General features: G+C 46.1%; 21 protein-coding genes. All 21 read right to left on the bottom strand.

Annotated elements, in window-relative coordinates; genetic code table 11:
* Positions 1-20 precede the first annotated feature (20 nt).
* The 21 genes from REC12_RS19200 to REC12_RS19100 all read right to left on the bottom strand — a co-directional run bounded on the left by REC12_RS19200 (position 21) and on the right by REC12_RS19100 (position 17,845).
* Positions 21-1,697: a ribonuclease J gene (locus REC12_RS19200; protein WP_308897282.1), complete on the bottom strand. Its 1,677-nt coding sequence runs from the start codon at positions 1,695-1,697 to the stop codon at positions 21-23.
* A gap of 65 nt (positions 1,698-1,762) precedes the next feature.
* The gene (gene efp, locus REC12_RS19195) at positions 1,763-2,320 is read right to left on the bottom strand and encodes an elongation factor P (RefSeq protein ID WP_308897280.1); all 558 of its coding nucleotides are present in this window, start codon (positions 2,318-2,320) and stop codon (positions 1,763-1,765) included.
* Between the two features lie 90 nt (positions 2,321-2,410).
* A complete protein-coding gene (locus REC12_RS19190; RefSeq protein WP_308897278.1) occupies positions 2,411-3,472 on the bottom strand; it encodes a M24 family metallopeptidase in 1,062 nt (353 codons plus the stop codon).
* Positions 3,473-3,486: 14 nt separating this feature from the next.
* Positions 3,487-3,933, bottom strand: coding sequence for a type II 3-dehydroquinate dehydratase (aroQ, locus tag REC12_RS19185; RefSeq protein ID WP_308897276.1), 447 nt, complete (start codon positions 3,931-3,933; stop codon positions 3,487-3,489).
* Positions 3,934-4,053: 120 nt separating this feature from the next.
* Complete coding sequence (locus tag REC12_RS19180; RefSeq protein ID WP_308897275.1) at positions 4,054-4,623, bottom strand: LysM peptidoglycan-binding domain-containing protein; 570 nt, start codon at positions 4,621-4,623, stop codon at positions 4,054-4,056.
* Positions 4,624-4,711: 88 nt separating this feature from the next.
* A complete protein-coding gene (locus tag REC12_RS19175) occupies positions 4,712-5,263 on the bottom strand; it encodes a hypothetical protein (RefSeq protein ID WP_308897273.1) in 552 nt (183 codons plus the stop codon).
* Positions 5,264-5,266: 3 nt separating this feature from the next.
* Entirely contained in the window at positions 5,267-6,736 is a 1,470-nt protein-coding gene (locus tag REC12_RS19170; protein ID WP_308897271.1) for a competence protein ComA, read from the bottom strand.
* A gap of 14 nt (positions 6,737-6,750) precedes the next feature.
* Positions 6,751-7,530, bottom strand: coding sequence for a prepilin peptidase (locus tag REC12_RS19165; RefSeq protein WP_308897269.1), 780 nt, complete (start codon positions 7,528-7,530; stop codon positions 6,751-6,753).
* A gap of 48 nt (positions 7,531-7,578) precedes the next feature.
* On the bottom strand, positions 7,579-8,082 hold the full coding sequence (locus tag REC12_RS19160; RefSeq protein ID WP_374214232.1) for a type II secretion system protein: 504 nt from the start codon (positions 8,080-8,082) through the stop codon (positions 7,579-7,581).
* 44 nt (positions 8,083-8,126) lie between these two features.
* The gene (locus REC12_RS19155; RefSeq protein WP_308897266.1) at positions 8,127-9,326 is read right to left on the bottom strand and encodes a type II secretion system F family protein; all 1,200 of its coding nucleotides are present in this window, start codon (positions 9,324-9,326) and stop codon (positions 8,127-8,129) included.
* Positions 9,327-9,466: 140 nt separating this feature from the next.
* On the bottom strand, positions 9,467-11,173 hold the full coding sequence (locus REC12_RS19150; protein ID WP_308897538.1) for a GspE/PulE family protein: 1,707 nt from the start codon (positions 11,171-11,173) through the stop codon (positions 9,467-9,469).
* A 2-nt stretch (positions 11,174-11,175) separates the two neighbouring features.
* Positions 11,176-11,487 (bottom strand): hypothetical protein, encoded by a 312-nt coding sequence (locus REC12_RS19145; protein ID WP_308897265.1) that lies wholly within the window; start codon positions 11,485-11,487, stop codon positions 11,176-11,178.
* Positions 11,472-12,032, bottom strand: a complete 561-nt coding sequence (locus REC12_RS19140) for a PulJ/GspJ family protein (RefSeq protein ID WP_308897264.1) — start codon at positions 12,030-12,032, stop codon at positions 11,472-11,474. The genes REC12_RS19145 and REC12_RS19140 overlap by 16 nt, the downstream gene beginning before the upstream one ends.
* Complete coding sequence (locus REC12_RS19135; RefSeq protein ID WP_308897263.1) at positions 12,019-12,411, bottom strand: type IV pilus modification PilV family protein; 393 nt, start codon at positions 12,409-12,411, stop codon at positions 12,019-12,021. Before REC12_RS19135 ends, REC12_RS19140 begins: the two co-directional genes overlap by 14 nt.
* Before the next feature lie 79 nt (positions 12,412-12,490).
* Positions 12,491-12,823 (bottom strand): type II secretion system protein GspG, encoded by a 333-nt coding sequence (locus tag REC12_RS19130; protein WP_308897261.1) that lies wholly within the window; start codon positions 12,821-12,823, stop codon positions 12,491-12,493.
* Between the two features lie 269 nt (positions 12,824-13,092).
* Positions 13,093-14,187, bottom strand: coding sequence for a 3-dehydroquinate synthase (aroB, locus tag REC12_RS19125; RefSeq protein WP_308897258.1), 1,095 nt, complete (start codon positions 14,185-14,187; stop codon positions 13,093-13,095).
* Positions 14,159-14,692 carry a shikimate kinase gene (locus REC12_RS19120; protein ID WP_308897257.1) on the bottom strand — a complete coding sequence of 178 codons (534 nt, stop codon included), beginning with the start codon at positions 14,690-14,692 and terminating at the stop codon, positions 14,159-14,161. The genes aroB and REC12_RS19120 overlap by 29 nt, the downstream gene beginning before the upstream one ends.
* A 19-nt stretch (positions 14,693-14,711) precedes the next feature.
* A complete protein-coding gene (aroC, locus tag REC12_RS19115) occupies positions 14,712-15,857 on the bottom strand; it encodes a chorismate synthase (protein WP_308897256.1) in 1,146 nt (381 codons plus the stop codon).
* Between the two features lie 73 nt (positions 15,858-15,930).
* Complete coding sequence (locus REC12_RS19110; RefSeq protein WP_308897255.1) at positions 15,931-16,368, bottom strand: type II secretion system protein; 438 nt, start codon at positions 16,366-16,368, stop codon at positions 15,931-15,933.
* Between the two features lie 11 nt (positions 16,369-16,379).
* Positions 16,380-17,219 carry a shikimate dehydrogenase gene (aroE, locus tag REC12_RS19105; RefSeq protein WP_308897253.1) on the bottom strand — a complete coding sequence of 280 codons (840 nt, stop codon included), beginning with the start codon at positions 17,217-17,219 and terminating at the stop codon, positions 16,380-16,382.
* Positions 17,220-17,314: 95 nt separating this feature from the next.
* The gene (locus REC12_RS19100; RefSeq protein ID WP_308897251.1) at positions 17,315-17,845 is read right to left on the bottom strand and encodes a YqeG family HAD IIIA-type phosphatase; all 531 of its coding nucleotides are present in this window, start codon (positions 17,843-17,845) and stop codon (positions 17,315-17,317) included.
* Positions 17,846-18,375 lie beyond the last annotated feature (530 nt).

The following is an 18,375-nucleotide window of genomic DNA, read 5'->3' as shown; positions in this document are numbered from 1 at the left end:
GAAGACCCTCCTTTTTTTATTTAAATTGAAAGCAACACCGGCAAAATTATTGGACGCCTATGAGTCTTTTCCCAAAAATAATTGCCCAGGCTGTCGCGAAGAAGGGTTTTTAAAAGACCCCATTCAAACTGCTCTTTCTGGAATTGGACTGTCAGCGTATTGTTTGCCACTTTTTTTGCTCCGTCCACTAACTCTCCCGCTTCCTTCATAAAGGTAAATCCCCGGGAAATAATATCCGGCCCGGATAGAAGATGGTAAGGCTTCTCTTTGGCAAAAGCCGCTACCACTATCACAACCCCGTCCTGAGCAAGCTGTTGACGGTCACGCAGGACAATCTGCCCCACATCGCCTATACCCAAGCCATCGATATTAACACTCCCAGCTTCCACATTCTCTCCAAATTCCATGCGGCCCGGACTAAGTTCCACCCGAGAGCCCAGTTGTGTTAAAGCAATATCTTTGTCGGCATAACCGAGCGTTTGCCCTATCCTTCGTAAAGCAACCTGATGCCTGATTTCGCCGTGGTGAGGAATAAGGTAACGGGGGCGGGCCAGCCGGATAATAAGCTTAAGCTCTTCTTGGTTGGCATGGCCGGAAACATGAACTTGGCCCATCTCTTTAGTGACAACTTCCGCCCCGATTTGATAAAGATGGTTGATTGTCTTACCAACGAGTTTTTCGTTTCCGGGAATTGGGGTTGCGGCGATGATGACCATATCTCCGACTTCAACTTTAATTTGCCGGTGGCTGCCGGTAGCCATCCGAGTCAAAGCAGCCAAAGGCTCCCCTTGGCTGCCGGTTGTCAGAACCAGCAATTTTGCCGCGGGAACATTATCCACCTCTGAACTATCGACTAGGATCTCTTCATAGGGAAGCTTTAAATACCCCATCTCAGTGGCCGTTTTCACAACGCTTTCCATACTCCGGCCAACGACACAAACTTTGCGTCCAATGTCTGCCGCCGCATCAACGGCCTGTTGTATCCGGTGTACATTGGAAGCGAAAGAAGCCAAAATAATTTTTCCTTCAGCGCGTTCAAACCACTCTCTCAATGTTTTCCCCACAACCATTTCAGACATGGTCACACCTGGTCGTTCCGCGTTCGTCGAATCGCAAAGCAAGGCCAAAATTCCTTCTTCTCCCCAAGCGGCAAGCTTGCCGAGATCCATGTTTTGCCCATCAATAGGTGTATAATCAACCTTAAAATCCCCGGTGTAGACCACCCTGCCAACGGGAGTGAGCAAGGAATAGCCCACTGCGTCGGGAATGCTGTGGGTTACACGAAAGGCTTCGACTTGAAAAGCCCCGGCTTGAATCACTTCGCCCGGTTCAATAGGGTGAACTAAAGATTCGGGGTAGGGAGCACGTTCCTGGAACTTTGCCATGACTAAGCCTAACGTTAATTTTGTCCCATAAATAGGGATATTTAATTTCGGCAAAATAAAAGGCAGACCACCGATATGATCTTCGTGACCATGGGTAATAAAAAGACCTCGGATTCGATCACGGTTTTTTTCTAAATAGGAGATATCGGGAATCACTAAATCGATCCCCAACAATTCCTCACCAGGGAATTTAACACCTCCGTCGATGACAACGATTGAGTCTTCATATTCAAAGACAAGCAGGTTTTTGCCAATTTCTCCGGTTCCGCCCAGAGGAATCACGCTTAACTTTGCAGTTTTCGGGGATAACACAAAATCACCTCCTAATGGTCCAACTAAATCTAGTGTGTCCCATAGGAGGTGATAACATGTTTCAATTAAGCCCGTTGAACATAGTTTCCTGTTCTGGTATCAATAATCAAGACATCCCCCTCATTAACAAAGAAGGGTACTTGCACAATCGCTCCGGTCTCCAGGGTAGCCGGTTTGGTCCCCCCAGTAGCCGTATCACCCTTGACTCCCGGCTCGGTTGCTGTCACAAGAAGTTGGACAGAATTGGGCACATCGACGCCAATGACTTCCGTATCAAAGAAAAGAACCCCTAAGGTCATATTTTCTTTAAGCCATTTCACGCCATCGCCGATTTGGTCCTGGGTCAAAGAAACTTGTTCATAACTCTCGTTATCCATAACCACATAGTGATCCGTATCTTTATACAGGTATTGCATTTCGCGGCGCTCCACATGAGCCTTATTCACTTTTTCGCCGGCGTTAAACTTGCGTTCAACGACCCCGCCGGTTTTTACATTTTTCAATTTTGTACGAACAAAGGCGGCTCCTTTGCCTGGTTTGACGTGCTGAAACTCAACCACTGAAAAAACGTCGCCATCAATTTCAATAGTAAGTCCTGTCTTAAAATCGTTCGAAGAAATCATAAATCGATCGTTCCTCCTAAAATTCTTTTGTACCAACGAAAGTATAACTTCCGGATAGCCCAAGTGCAACTAGTTCCTGCAATATTTATTCTACTCCAAGATAATAAGTTCTTTCGGTGCCTGGGTCAAGACCTCACAGCCATGTTCCGTCACCAGAACTATATCTTCAATTCTTACGCCGCCCCAATCCGGAAGATAAATTCCCGGCTCCACGGTAAGCACCATGCCCGGCTTCAGTACACGTTCTTCCCGCACATTAAAATTCGGACCCTCGTGAATCGCCAAACCCACGGAATGTCCGAGGCCATGCCCAAAGTATTCCCCATATCCGGCATCTTCAATAATTTTGCGGGCTGCCGCATCAACTTCTTTTCCGGTTTTTCCGGGAGCAACCGCTCCGATCCCGGCTTTTTGAGCTTCTAAAACAAGGGCATAAATTTCTCGTTGTTTCTCAGAAGGTTCACCTAAAGCGATAGTCCGTGTAATATCCGAGCAGTATCCTTGGTAAATTGCACCGAAATCCATCGTTAGAAGCTCTCCAAATTGTACCTTTTTCGGAGTTGCTGTGCCATGAGGCAGGGCAGAACGCTTGCCGGAAGCTATGATAAATTCAAAGGAACCGCCGCTAGCTCCCAAGCGACGCATAGAAAACTCCAGATTGAGCCCAATTTCCTGTTCTGTCTGCCCGACTTCAATAGTTTTCAGAGTTTCGGAAAAGGCAGCATCGGCAATTCGCACGGCTTGGCGGATTAAATTAACTTCCTGCTCATCCTTGACGGAACGCAGGTCACTGACAAGGCTAGGCAAGGATAAAAGTTCACTTTGGGAAAATGATTGTTTCAGCTTTTCATGGTCGGAATAGGTAATAAAATCTCCCTCAAAGCCCACCCGTTTTACCTGAAGCCCAAGTTCACTAATCGTTAAAAAGTGATCGTGTCCGGTCTTTACAATTTCAAAGTCAGGAGCTTGCTCCTTAGCTTGCTCTATGTACCTGAAATCTGTCAACAAAAAAGCTTTAGTGAGCGTAATCAGCAATGTAGCTTCTCCGCCGGTAAAGCCGCTTAAGTATCTTCCGTTTTCCGGGCGAAGAACCACATAGGCATCAATGTTTTCTTCCTGCATTCGTTGGCGCATCTGTTCCAAGCGCTTCATTAAGGCTACCTCCTCTATTCTTTTTCACGACGAATTTGGTAATCAATGGCGTAACGCATAGCCAAGGCGTACCCATCCGCTCCCAATCCGGATATTTGCCCAAGACAAACAGGCGCAATCAAGGAACTGGAGCGAAATGCTTCACGGGCATGAATATTCGAGAGATGAACTTCAACAACAGGTACCTTGACAGCACTTATGGCATCCCGAATTGCGTAACTAGTATGAGTCCAAGCTCCCGGATTGAGGATTAAAAAATCCGCTGGGGTGAGGGCTTGAATCCAATCAATCAGGTCTCCTTCATGATTCGTTTGCCGGCATTCTGCGTTTAATCCGGCAGACTTGGCGATCTCCAGCATTTCCTGATTTATCTCTGCTAAGGTGCGCGAACCATAATGTTGAGGTTCACGTACTCCCAATAAATTCAAGTTAGGACCATGAAACACCCAAATAGTTGCCAATTCATCACTTCCTCGTCTTTACCAAGAATATTATCATAATTTAACAGAGTAGCAAAGTTAATAGTTACTATTCCAAACAAAAACCTCCGTTATACGGAGGCGGAACTAAACACTTTCACTTTAGACAAGTTGCTCTGAAACCCGAGATTCCTGCTCTGCCCGCTTCTGAGGAAAATGCAGGGAGGTTTGAGGACTTTGTTGAACTTTCGTGCGAACTGTCGATTGAGGTGTGGCCTTGACCTGTTCAGCTTTGTCCCCTTCCCCGCTTAACAGACGCGGAGAAAGTACGACATCCAGATTGCTGAGCATGATTTGTAATTCGGCCGGTCCCCCTTCTCCAGCGGGTTGAATTTTGCGAATCTCTGTGCGGGGAAGAATAAAATGAATCTCATGGGGAGTTTTAGGTTCTCCGATGCGCCGCAGACGAAAACGAACACCTTCTACTTCAAATTCAACATTATCGAGATATTCCCCCACAAATTCCTGGCCTTGGCCCACACTAAGATCGGCATAATGTTCCGTCCCTTTGAGACCGCCTTTAAAATCAGGAAGGACAATTTTTTGTCCTATTTGAAGCTTCAAAGGGTCAAGATTGGGATTGACTTGTATAAAATCGTCACAGGAGCACCCCCATCGCTGGGCCAGACAATGAAAATTGTCTCCTGGCTGAAGAATGTATTCTTTAATCACCTAAGATCCCTCCTCTTCTTTAAGCTATGACAGAGAAGGAATGTCACGTTACCTATATATTCATGATACGGATATTATTTCCGAAATTTTAATCTCCTGTATAACAATAGATCCGGAGCAATACTTCTCCACCTTCCGCAGCCAAAGCAATTTCTTGGACATAAATCACACGGTCCGGCACACTTTCCAGAGTGTTAAGGGAAGAGATAATACCTTCCCATTTCCCCTGTAAATGCAGCCGAACCAAGGCATAATCAAAACTCACTTTCAAACTCTCGTCATTGTGTCCTCCAAACCGTTCAACATTCAAGGCTCCCACTTTGACACCTTTCTGCTGGAAAACATCTCGACATTGCTCAATAGCATCGGGTAATTGGTCTAAACTTAAGAGCATACTCTGGAAAATAGGCTTTCTTTCATTACGTCCCATTTTTATGACATGCTGCCAATAGTCTTTTTCCTTTTGCAAACCCTGTGAACGATCATATGCCGGACGCCAAAGCAAAAGGAACCCTAAGGTCAGGCAAAGCAAAAGTCCTGCCGCAACACCTTTGACTTTATTCAGAGAAATCTTCCCGGAACGGGAAAGCACGGGAATTTTGAGACCGGAACTGTAAGGTTTTCTTGAAAAATAGGCCAATAATTACCCTCCTTCATCAGAGGTTAATCTCATTTTACGCTGCTTGGCTGTCAGAGAAAATTCAATATTGTTAAGCGCTGTCGATTGATAGCTTGAGAGAGCAGGTTGATCCCAGCCCATTGCCCGCAGAGTTTGGATTAAAGCTTCCACATTCTGCGCGGTTCTAGCCTTGCCGCGTAAAGACATGGTTCCTTGTTTGAAAACTATTTGTTCTATCTCCAGCTCCTGTCCTGACAAAGCTTGAACTTGGGCTAAATCTTCTCCTATTCGCCCGGAATGAATTTTGACCTTGTTCCAAGCCGCCTCCAGATCATTCTGCTGCTGTATTCCTGCCTCAATCTTAGCGCCTTGCCCGGCAAGCACTTCAACTTCTTTCTCTAAGGATAAAGACTTTACGTAAAATAAGCACCAAATTATATTTCCCAAGAAAAAGAGTCCACAAAGAACGAGAGCCAGTACCTGATATCTTCGCTCCACTGCCCGTTCCCTTCGAGGGCGTCGCCAAAGATTAAGAACAGGCCGATGAGAGAGAATCAACAGGCCATATCCCACTGCCACCTCACTGTGACCTTTATACTCCGCCAGGACCTTTTGCCAAGCTTCCGGTACAGACTTCAACTCAATATTTTCCACAGACGAAACCTGTTCCGCGCCCAAAAGAGCTTGGGCCAGACGCTCAACTCTTAAGTCACCACTCCAAACCAGGCGTTGAAAATTAAGATCAGGATGCTGAGTCTTATGATATAAAAGAAAGCGCCGAATTTCATTTTCCCATTGCTCCAGAGGCTCATCCGTCTTGGCCCCATTCTGCTGTTCAGGGAATAAGCCAGGCCATTGTTGCGGCGAGCGCAGCCGGTGCAGGCTTTCCGGTATAATTCCTCGAAATATTGCCGCCTGAAGCCCTTGGGATTCGCCCTCCAGATAAAGTACATCTTCGTTGAACTCAAAACCCAGGCTTTGTCCTAAAACAGCCAAGGAGAAATTAATACCTACAACCTCAATATCCGCTCGTTTAAAAATTGCCACATATTGTTGCAGGATGCTTTTCCGTACGGCTCCCAGGACTAGTTTCAAGCTTTTAGGCTTTTCTTCAGCCAAAACAGCGTAATCATAGATTAAATCTGACTGACTCGGCATTTCTTCCGCAGCTAAAAGAGAAATTGCCGATCTTCTGTCCCGCTTAGAAAGCCAAGGTATAGTATAGGAGCGCACAATCCCTGTTTGCAGAGGAATAGCTAAGCAGGCCTGATGGCATTTACAGGAATGCTCAGTGCAATACTTGGTCAGTACACTAAGCAACGCGCTTTCATCCTGAACAATTCCTTGTTCGATAACTCCGGAAATTGAAATGCGCTCAAAGCTAACTTCGCCAGCTTCAGCCTTAAGCTTAAGGCCTTTAAATACAGGCAAAGGAAATTTAAACACCCGCAGTTCACAATCTGTTATCTCATAAATCACAGACTCTTTACCCATAGAGTGCCCTCCTGTTATCGCATCCATAGCCAGTAATGATCGAAAATCCGTCCTCCCCACAGCAGCGCTAAGATCCCTCCAAAAGAGAGATAAGGTCCAAAAGGAATTTGTTGCCTGAAACCTTTTTGGCCTGTCAAAATGGAGAAAATTCCGACAAGAGCCCCAAGAAAGCTCCCTGAGAAAACGGCCAGAAAAATAGAGGGGAATCCTAAAAACGCTCCTAAAGCAGCCACTAATTTAACATCTCCAAGTCCCATTCCTTGGGGGTAAACTTTGGCAATCATCCAAAAAATCCCTCCGGCACCCAGCGAACTCAGGACACTATCCCAACCACTGGGGCTTCCCGGTATGAGCAGAGCGCTCAAAATCCCCAGGCCCCAGAGCGGCAAAGTTAGGACATCCGGCAAACAAAATGTATCCAAATCAATCAGTGATAAGGCAATCAAAACAGATACAAATACCAGCTCTAATAATAATCGTACCGGATGAATAGCCATACTGACTCCAAATTCACCTGTCAAATAAAAAAGAAAACCCGTCAAAAACTCAACGGCAGGATAGCGCCAGGAAATAGGCGCTTTACAGGTTCTGCACTGCCCGCGTTGCAGCAAAAAACTAATCACAGGAATAAGCTCCCAAGCCCGCAGAACCTGCCCGCATTTCGGGCAGTGAGATCTGGGTGAGACAATCGATTCTTCACGGGGAACCCGATAAATTACCACATTTAAAAAGCTGCCGATTAGGAGGCCAAATACTCCAAGTATTATATTCTCCAGCGGTAAAAACAACGACATGCCCCCTCTTCAATCTAGGCGATGAACTACAAAATTCTCTCACAAGGTTCAATTGGCGGACGTCCAAAGGACGTTTTTTAAATCCCCGTCATAAGCTCGAACTTCAGCCGCCAGGCCATCATTCGTTAAATAAATCATAATTGTATGAACTGTCTCACCTGCTTTAGGTTCCGGAATGAGAAAAAGTGAACTATCCTCCGCATCAGCTTTTAGGTCTGCAAGTCCAAACCCTTTATTCACCTCTGCAACAGCCTGTTGTGTCGTCGACTTGTCTAATTTTCCAATATACTTCGGAATCAGTTTTGCGCTCTTGACTTCACCCGTTTCCTTGATCTCAATCTCTGTTTTTTTAGGATAAATTCCATTTTCAACCTGATAGCGGTCCAGTGCGGCTTTTATTTGATGTGCCGTTGCTACATCCGCTTTTTTCCGTGCATTTTCCGTACTTAAGGTTAATTTAGGAATGATTATGGCTGCAATGACGCCCACGATAATGATGACCGCCATAACTTCCAGTAAAGTAAAACCGCCTTCATTTCCGAGCCTTTTCATTCCTCTCATTCTTTCTCCTCCAAATTCAGAGAGTCTTAACTAAATTAAACATGTGAACTGAGCTCAAAAATCGGGAGCATAACCCCACCGGCCACTACCCCAATAAATCCCGCTAATAAAAGTATCAAGGCCGGCTCTACCATACGGGTCAGCCGTTCGAGCTGATATTCAAGATCCTTGCGAAACAAACAGGTAATGTGATAAAACATCATATCCAGTTTGCCGGTTTCCTCAGCAACGGCTACCATCTCAGCTCCCTCTTCCGGAAAAATGCCGCTGGCACTCAATACATAGGCCATGCGGTTTCCCTGTCGGACACTTTGCACAAGCTGTTCCGTCAATTTCAACATGCCCGAACTGCGCAAAGTGTCTGCCGTCAAATTCAAAGCCTCCAGCAAAGGGATTCCCGTCGTTAACAGACAACCCAAAATTCGGGTAAATTGAACCAAGTCACTTAAACGATAGATCTTGCTAAGGAGGGGAAGATGCCCTATCAAACCTTTAAGGTTTATTTTCCAATTACCGGGGTTTTTAAACCTGAAAACGAGAATTCCTCCTGCCGTCAGAAAAAATAAGCTTAATAGAAAGAAAGGCAATACCCTCCCAACCATAAAAATGACCCGGGTCACAAAAGGCAGCTCCACGTCCATACTTGCAAACAGTCTCTCATACATTGGCAGCACTCCGGTGGAAAGGACCAAAAGCACAACCAGGACAGCTATTACTAAAAGCATAGGATAAGCGAGCGCAGTCTGTATTTTCAGGCGAAACGTATCGTCCCGTTCTAACTCATCAGCAACGTCGCTGAGAGCCTTGCCAACGTTTCCGGCATATTCTCCGGCTTTGATCATGGAAAGCGCGTAGGGACTGGGAGGAGAATCAAGATCTTTCAAAGCTTCCGCTAAATCACCTCCCGTCATAACCTGATCTTTGACTCTTTGCCATTGTTTTTGTTCGAAGGTCAATCTACTCTTTGAGAGGGTCATAATTTCCAAAGCCTGAAGTAAGGGTATTCCAGCTTCTAATAAATTAGCTAATCGCCTGGTTTGAAAACTCCAGCGAACCTTGCCCCGATACAATACGAATTCCTTTAGAGACTTCTTGCATTTTCTTATGGCTACGGGAAAATATCCTTCACTCCTTAGACGCGCCTGAACCTCCGCTGCATCCTCTCCTATCTGCAAACCGCTCAGCATAGTTTGTTGATCATTCAATGCTTTCCAGGCAAACCATTGCTTGCTCATCTGCGTACACCCCCGGAACTCTGCAATTTTCCCCCGGCAATCCTATCAGTTGCCAGACCTTTGGCGGCAAGCTCCAAAATCCCTTTATCCATCATTTGTTTGAATAACCGCAGGCGCTTGATGAGGCTCTCTCATTGAAATCATCTTATCTCGCTCTCTTCTTTTTCATCAATTTTAGAAGTCATGAATAGTACTTCCTCCACAGTCGTTAAACCTCGGATGACTTTCAAAAGGCCGTCTTCATAGACCGTCATCATTCCGGAAGCCGCCGCCTGCCGCTCAATGTCCCGAGAATTATGTTGAGTAAGTACTAATTCCTTAATCTCCCGGTTATAGGGTAAAAGCTCGTGAATTCCAATTCTTCCTCGAAAACCTGTTTCCAAACATTGGGGGCATCCCCCTGGACGATAAAGATGAGTTGTGGAACTCGGTAATTGAAGCACTCGTTTTTCAACCTCAGCTACCTGGTAACTTACTTTGCAAGCGTCACATAAACGGCGAACTAAGCGTTGTGACAGAACCCCATTGACCGCAGAGGCCAGCAAATAGGGCTCTATGCCCATATCAGTAAGCCGGACCAGGGCTTCAGCTGCGGTATTCGTATGTAAAGTGGATAATACCAAGTGACCTGTGAGAGATGCTCTAATCGCTATTCGTGCTGTCTCTTCATCACGAATTTCACCAATCATAATCACATCCGGGTCCTGGCGCAGAATATGCCGCAAGCCAACCGCAAAACTGAGACCCGCGGGAAGATTCACTTGAACCTGATTGATCCCAGTAAGTTGATACTCGACGGGTTCCTCAATCGAGATGACATTTTGCTCCTCGGCATTCAATTCCCGCAAAAGTGCATACAAAGTCGTTGTTTTGCCGCTTCCCGTCGGACCGACGATTAAAACCAGGCCGTTCGGATGCTTTAACAATCCCCGCACCCCCGCTTCAACCTCTGAGCGCATTCCCAAATCCTTCAAAGAACGCTGGGTCATCTCCGGGTCCAAGATGCGAATCACAATTTTCTCTCCATGCACTGTAGGAAGAGAGGACATCCGCATATCTACACGCCTTGCTCCGACGTTAAAAGTCATTCGTCCATCTTGGGGCAAGCGCCGTTCCGCTACATCCATCTGAGCCATAATTTTGAGAGAGGATATAATTCTCCGGGCAACATTCACTGAAAAAGTATGTTTCCGGATGAGTTTTCCATCAACGCGATAGCGAACGACAAAATCCTTTTGGCGCGGCTCCCAATGAATGTCGCTAACTCCTTGTAAGACTGCCTCATGAAGCACAGAGTATACTAATTTAAGGGTAGGCGCATCCTCTTCCTGGACGTCATACTCGCTGTTTTCTCTGCAAACTCCCGCTGCTTCCATAGTACGCTTAGCTAAATGATTGAGTTTAGCCGCGGATTGTTCGACCGTTAAATGCTGTCGAATGGCTGCTTGAATTTCTTCCTGGTCGGAAAATACCGGCTCAACCTGCAGCCCCGTGATCACCCGAAGATCCCGGAGAGCGCGTTCATGCGTAGGATCAGCCATGGCCACCCTTAAAACTCCGGCCTGGCGTTGAAACGGAATAAGTGTATAGCGGCGGGCCATCTCCTCAGGAACTAGTCCAACTACCGCCGGGTCAAAGATGACTTGAGTCAGGGAAACCTCGGGAATACCTAAGTATCTGCGCATCGCTTCACTGAATTGCTCTTTAGACAAAAATCCCCGCTGAACAAGATCTTCTCCGGAGACATCTTCAGAACTCAGCTCTTGTCCTAACTCTCGGGATATCTTTTGGAGGTCTAGATTACCATATGTGAGCAGATATTGAACAAATTCATCTCCCTTTTTCATAATCACCTGTGTAACTCCTTATAAGCCGTAATATTCCATCTTTCCCCATCGAGTTGCAGAGTTTCTTCGATTTTACGAACGGCTAAACCTGAATGCCCTTCAGAAATCACTTGATACCCACCGCTACTTGATTGAATCACGATTATTGCCTGCCCCGTGTCCAAAGCAAGCTCTCCCTGCCGTAACCCAGGGTTTTCCTGCAGATGTGCTTTCGCCCATTCAATTCCGCCTTCGGCCACATAAAGAGCTTGTCGGCTCTGTAGTTCACGTTTAAGCATCCGTTTCTCAATATTAGCCTTCAAATACACTTCCATACCAAGTCCTGAGAACGTTGCCAACAAAATAAGGATGAGCAAGCTGATAAAACCGGCACACGCTGCCGTATTCTCATTTTCCACAGAGCGTTTTGCCCACCGGCACTGATATGTAAAGAGACCTCCCAAAGTCCTGGTTCCACCTCCGAGCTTTCCCAATTTGTCAGATAGCTGGCAATAGGCTGAGATACGCCCAAATGTTTCCAATACAGATCCTTTGTTCCATCATTATCCAGATCAGCGATAAAATAAGAGTCCTGAGTAGGATTGGGGTTATCCTCATCCGGCAGAGGCAGAATCATTAATTCTTTACGGTCGGAAAGCCATTGCACAGTTTTGGCCCGTCGAATTTCAGCAGCTATTGTTTCTCCCGCGGTCAGGGAAGCATACTGGGCTTCCAGTTGACTCCTCAGAGCATTGGCGCTTTTCCATTGCTCGTTCAGTAAACTCAAGGCACTCGTCAAGAAGATACTGGCAATAAGTAAAGCGAAAACCACTTCGAGCAAAGTCATACCGCCATCCGCCCGCACCCTATTCAACTTCATAAAGACTCTCCAACTTATACTGGACTTCCTTGCCCCGCTCCACCCAACGCACCTCCACACTGGTTCTCAACAATTGAGGCAGGTCACCCCACTCCGAGTGTATAAACCAGTGAAAATCCCCTTCTTGCCCCTCGACAATTCCTCCGGGTATACAGGCTTGAGCAGCGATATTTTCTTTCCAGCTGTGAGCCGCTAATTGATCCATGATGCTCTGGGCGAGATTAGCTCCTGCCAGGAGAGAAAAAGCTTGACGAGTTTCGAAAATCCCCTCCTCTATCAGCCCAAACAAGGCCATAAAACCTATTGAATAAAGAAAAACCGCCAATAACACATCAAACAATATATAACCTTTGGCACATCCATCTTTCCCCGTCGCCATCTCCTCCCGTATTTTCCAAATAAACCAAACAGCAAATAATTCTTAACACTCAAGTAACTCTGATTATCCACTCCCTTTTCTATTTTACTTGTCCATAAGCGTCAATTTGATAATCCTGGCCTGAGTTGAAAGGACTTACAGGTATTTCCTTCAAATAAGGCCCTCGCCATCCACTGACACCCACGGGTAGGGAAACTAAATCAGAAACACGGACAGGATAACGCCCAACATCCAAGCGATATATCTGAGCGGCGCCTTCTATCCTCTGTTTATTAGCCATGTCAACTTGATTTCTGACAAAATAAGCTGATGAGCTAAAGTGTGGGACGACCAGGCAAAGAAGGACACCCATCAAAAACAATACCAAGGCCAGTTCCCATAAGCTATATCCTGATTGCTCATTCTTCTGCAAAACAATTCACTCCAGCTATTATTCAGCATTCTCCCCTAAATTGGCTTATTTTCTGTAACCCTTCTCTGTTCGTCTTAAAACTCCTTCTTTGCTCGACATATCCTTACCAGATTAGTAATCATTATTTCTTCTATCCAATTAATCTCTGAATTCAAGCATTTTCCATCTCTTATAGAAAATAAAACAAAAGATCCGACAGAATCTTTTCGCTCTGTCAGACCTTACTCTTATAGTTCTATATAAAATTCAAGCAACTCTTAAAAGCTTCCCTAACCCGAAATGACTTGCTGCCAGGCAGCCAGGATTTCATTATCCGTACAGTCTTGAGAAATCACAGCATTCCCGATTCCTTGCGGCAGAATTAGAATTTTGCGTCCCCCTTGATTTTTTTTGTCCGCTTGCATCCGCTGCAGCAAGGCTTGAGGATTTTGACCTGGGATTGCTATCGGCAAGCCATAATTGCGCAGCAATTGTTTAATTCTCTCCACTTCGGCTAAGGAAATGAATCCTTTAGCGCCGGCTAGATGGGCGGCCGCAACGATACCAATGCTAACTCCCTGGCCGTGGGTTACACCTCGATAATTCATTTCGGTTTCCAAAGCATGCCCAAAGCTATGGCCCAAGTTCAACAGCCCGCGAATCCCCTGTTCCCGCTCGTCCTGAGATACTATCTTAACTTTAACTGAGGAAGACCTTGTCACCATCGTTCGCCAGATCAAAGGATCACGCTGCTTTATACTGTCTACTTGAGTTTCAAAGAAATTGAAAAGCCCGGGATCGGCAATTAAGGCGTGTTTAATACTTTCCGCCAAGCCATTTTCTACTTCAAGCCAAGGCAAACTTTCTAAAGTCGTAAAATCAGTCCAAACAGCTTGCGGCGGATGAAAAGCACCTAAAATGTTTTTGCCGGCCGGATGATTGACGGCAACTTTACCGCCAATACTGCTGTCCACCTGAGCCAACAAGGTGGTAGGAACTTGTATCAAGCGCACTCCCCGCATAAAAACACTGGCAAAAAAACCGGCCAGATCCCCAATCACTCCTCCGCCCAAAGCAATGACCAGGGTTTTACGATCAGCACCATAGCCTAAAGCCGCCGTAGTCAATTGGCTTAAACGTTCTAAAGACTTTTCTGCTTCCCCCGCAGGAACGACTAGCAAATTGACGCGATAGTCTCCCAGGCCTTTCATAAGCCGCCCGCCATATAAGTCCAGGACCTTTTGGTGTGAGATGATCAGAATATGTTCGACTTTTTCAGGCAGCGCAGGCAAATAAGCACCTAATTCTTCAAGGGAAGTTCCTAAATAAACCGGATATTTCCTATCCGCCAATACTTCAATCTTTTGCCATTCTGGTGAATTCATGGATAGCCATCCCCCCAAGTAGAGCAAGAATCTCGCTCACAACTTCATCAATCGTTTTAAACGTGGTATCAATCGTAAAATCAGCCTTTTCGTAATAGGGCTGCCGTTCTGACCACAGGCTTTCAATCTCTTCTCTGGTATTCCTAAGGAGAGGGCGGTCATTCCTATGACCGATCCGATTGAGAATAACCTCTAAGGTAGCATATAAGCTGATAATAATTCCGTTCTCAGCCAAGGCCCTCCAATTTGACGGATTCAGTACCGTCCCCCCGCCCGTCGCAATGACAAGTTTCTCTTCCTGAGACAACCGCTCGACAACGATTCTTTCTTCTGACCGAAAACGAGTCTCTCCATGCCGGCGAAAAATTTCACTCACACTTAACTTCGTCACTTCTCCAATTTCATAATCCGTATCGGCAAAGTTCCAAGCGAGCGACTGTGCCAAACGCCTCCCGACAGTGCTTTTGCCGGTTCCCATAAACCCAATGAGAACAATGTTTCGCATGGAGATCCTTCCTCTCTCCCTATAATTTCAGATACTCTTTATACTTTTCCCAAGCTGTTTCTAATTCCGTAAAACTGTCGGCAGGGAATTTCTCAAGAACTGCCTCTGCAATAACCCAAGCTACCACATGTTCTAAAACTACTAAAGCGGCGGGAACTGCGCAGATGTCTGAGCGTTCCACACTGGCTTTAACGGTCTCCTTCGTCTCTAAATGAACCGTATTAAGCGGCCGATACAGGGTGGGGATAGGTTTCATAACGGCTTGAAGAACAAGCGGTTCACCGTTGCTCATCCCGCCTTCAATGCCGCCCGCGTGATTGGAAGCTCGATGATAGCCTTGACCCTGAGTATACTCTATGGGGTCATGAACCTGCGAACCCATTTTGGCGCCGGCATCAAACCCCAGACCAAAAGAAACTCCTTTGATTGCCTGGATGGAGAGAACTGCTTGAGCCAATTTCCCGTCAAGTTTACGGTCCCATTGCACGTGTGAACCTAACCCGGCGGGAAGATGAAGAACTTGAACTTCTAACGTTCCTCCCAAAGATTCACCCAACTCTCGTGCTGCCAGGAGTTGCTCTCCCATTTTACGCTCAGCGTCAGGATCTCCCACGGACCACTCTGATTGCCGAACCCGCTCCCAGTAGTCCTCATCATCGGACAACGGGGCCTGAATTCCGCCGACTGCCAGAACCCGCCCTCGAATCTCCACCCCCAGTTGGGACAACCCTTGTCTCACAACACTGCCGATCGCCACGCGCATAGCGGTTTCGCGAGCGCTGGCCCTCTCTAGAATGTTGCGGACCTCAGTTCGATATTTAAGTGCTCCTGTTAAATCGGCATGACCTGGCCGCGGAGTCAACACTTTGCGGCTTTCTAAGTCAGCGTCTTCTCCCCAAGCCATAATTTTCTCCCAGTTTTCCCAATCCCGGTTCAAAATCTCCATAGCCAGTGGAGCCCCCGTGCTGCATCCCCCACGAACACCGGACAGAAAATGAACCTTATCTTGCTCAATAGCCATCCGGCCACCGCGTCCCGGGCCTTGTTGGCGTTTTTTTAAAGCTTGATCGACAAGATCCTGGGAAATTCTCATTCCCGAGGGAAGTCCTTCAATAATTCCGACTAGTTTTTGGCCATGAGATTCCCCTGCTGTTAAAAAGCGCATACTCAATCCCTTCCCTCTAATTCTGCTGAAAATTATCTTCAAATTTCGTATTCGCAGTCACTTTCCTAAATAACTACTTTTCTCTGATCCGCATAGCCACAGGCGCAACAACAACGCTTTTGCGCTCACCTAAAGAGTTGGTTAAAGTAATCGTTGTACCCGCACTTCTTCCCGAGGCATTAAATAATAAACTTTCCGGTTGACCTAAGAATTGAACCCCATCCCTTAAATGAACATCCTTAATTCTAGTTCCTTCGCGCAAAATCTCATAATGATGGTCTCCTGCTTGCGGGTAAAACTTAACCTGATACCAGTCATTCTCCGCCAAAGCCGCCTGCCGGGTATCTCGTATTTCTTCTAATAATTGGGTTGTCGCAAAAGCAAGACGATCTCTCTCTAGGTGGTTAGAGGGCTTGAGCAAAAGCACAAAGCCCGCACTCGCCACAAAAGTTAAAACAAGCAGCATCTCCAGAAGGGTAAAGCCATGTTCTTTATCGCTTACCTTAGACATAGTTTTCTTCCTTATCCCTTATAAAACATTTGTTGCAGCAGTTGGTCCTTCAGGCCCTTGCGCATAGCCTCAATGGGAGCTTGTCCGCCTAACCAGAATTCCCAGGCCAAGGCCCCTTGATATAACAGCATGTCCATTCCGCCAAATGTGCGACATCCCTGTTTTCTGGCTTCCTCTAAAAAAGCCGTTTCCCTGGCCTTCACTATAATATCTACCACGAGTGCCTGCCGAGAAATCCCCGCTAAAGTAAAAGGAAAAGGTCCTTCGTGTAAACTTAATGACGTGGTTTGAACTAAAAGATCGACATCTTTGAGCCATGGACCGGGCTCAAAGGAGCCCCAGCTTCCTTTTTCCCCCAGTTCCCGGACAATATGAGCCAACTCCATAGCCTTTTCAGGGGTACGATTAAGAATATGTATTTGCATTCCCCGCTCGGCAAGAGCCAAGGCAATCCCTTTGGCAGCTCCGCCGGCACCGAGAAGAACCGCTTTTTTACCCGCCATACTTTGGAGATCTCCTTCTATCGAGCGGATAAAGCCATCCCCATCCGTATTGTGGCCTATCTTCTTTCCTTCGTGAATTTTCACGGTATTCACCGCACCGGCACGCAGCGCTTGAGGAGTAAGGACATCCAGATGGGCAATAATACTTTCTTTATGAGGCAAGGTCACGTTCCACCCGGCAAACCCCAAAGCACACAGTCCCTCGACTGCTTCAGCCAAACGATCAGAGCGAACCTGAAAGCGATGGTAAACCGCATCAATGCCTAAGGAGTCATATCCTGCATTGTGCATCCCCGGTGAATAAGAATGCTCGATAGGATCGCCTATGACTGCATAATGCTTTTCCATAGTAACCTTCCTTTACAAAATGCTTAAAAAGCAATGGATTCAGGACAATTCGATAGAGAAAAAGGAATGGCTGACCATTCCTTTGTTGTTTCATCTTAATGGATTTTAGGACTTGCCGGTTTCGCAGGGGCAAAATGCTTCATTATCCAGACAAGCACTCTTTCCAAACGACGCATGACCCGTGTCCCTATAAATTCATGCTCATTAATAGGAGTCACTAAAATTGTGTAGAGACCAAGCCGGTTTCCACCTAAAATATCTGTAAACAACTGATCCCCAATTACCGCAGTATCCTCTTGCCCTGTCCCCAGAAGCTTCATTCCCGCCCGAAAAGCTCTTCCGCGCGGCTTTGTCGCCCCAAAAACAAAAGGAATGGCCAACTGCTCTGCAACAGCGGCAACGCGTTGCCGTCTTTTATTATTCGACACGACGCATGCTGAAATACCAGCCGCTTTAACTTTAATAAACCATTCTGCAACCTTTGGACCCACTTCAAGATCATTCCAAGGCGTCATAGTGTTGTCTAAATCTATAATGAGACCCTTGATTCCATCTTGAACAAGTTGCTCAATCACGATATGATCTAGAGAAAGAGCTTGAAGTGTCGGTCGAAAATAGTCAAACATTGAACCCTCCAAGTATAGACTTTTCATAATTATACCTTAGAGAATGGTTCTAGAGCAAGTCGAGGGAACATTTATTTGAATTTGCCTTATTCACTCGTTTTAAAATAGCTTTTTCAATCCTAGATACGTAAGATCAGGAAATCTCCGGCGCCTCAAATGCATTAGAATTTCATTTGCAATACTAACATTATGGAAACATTTTGTCATGAGCACACTATTGATAATATTAAAGGAAACAGCGGATTCAACCACTATTAGTCGCACTTATCCAGGGGCTAAGCCACTCTTAACTCACCGCTTGCCAAAGCGGGAGTCTTAGAGCGACTTAGTCAGCGGATAAAATATACCCGTAAGTTGTTGTTGCAATACACTCTAATTTACATATCATCTGGATAGGTTACACTAAAATAGACAGTTCTCTTAAGGTCTAGTAAACTTGAAACAATTATGAAAGTTGAGGAGATTGCTATGACCAAGCGAGAACGCAGATCATTTACTGACGAATTTAAAAATCAAATGGTTCAACTTTA

This window comes from Candidatus Desulfosporosinus nitrosoreducens (assembly GCF_030954495.1).
Classification (GTDB): Bacteria; Bacillota; Desulfitobacteriia; order Desulfitobacteriales; family Desulfitobacteriaceae; genus Desulfosporosinus; species Desulfosporosinus nitrosoreducens.
This window is presented reverse-complemented; position numbering and strand designations above follow the sequence as displayed.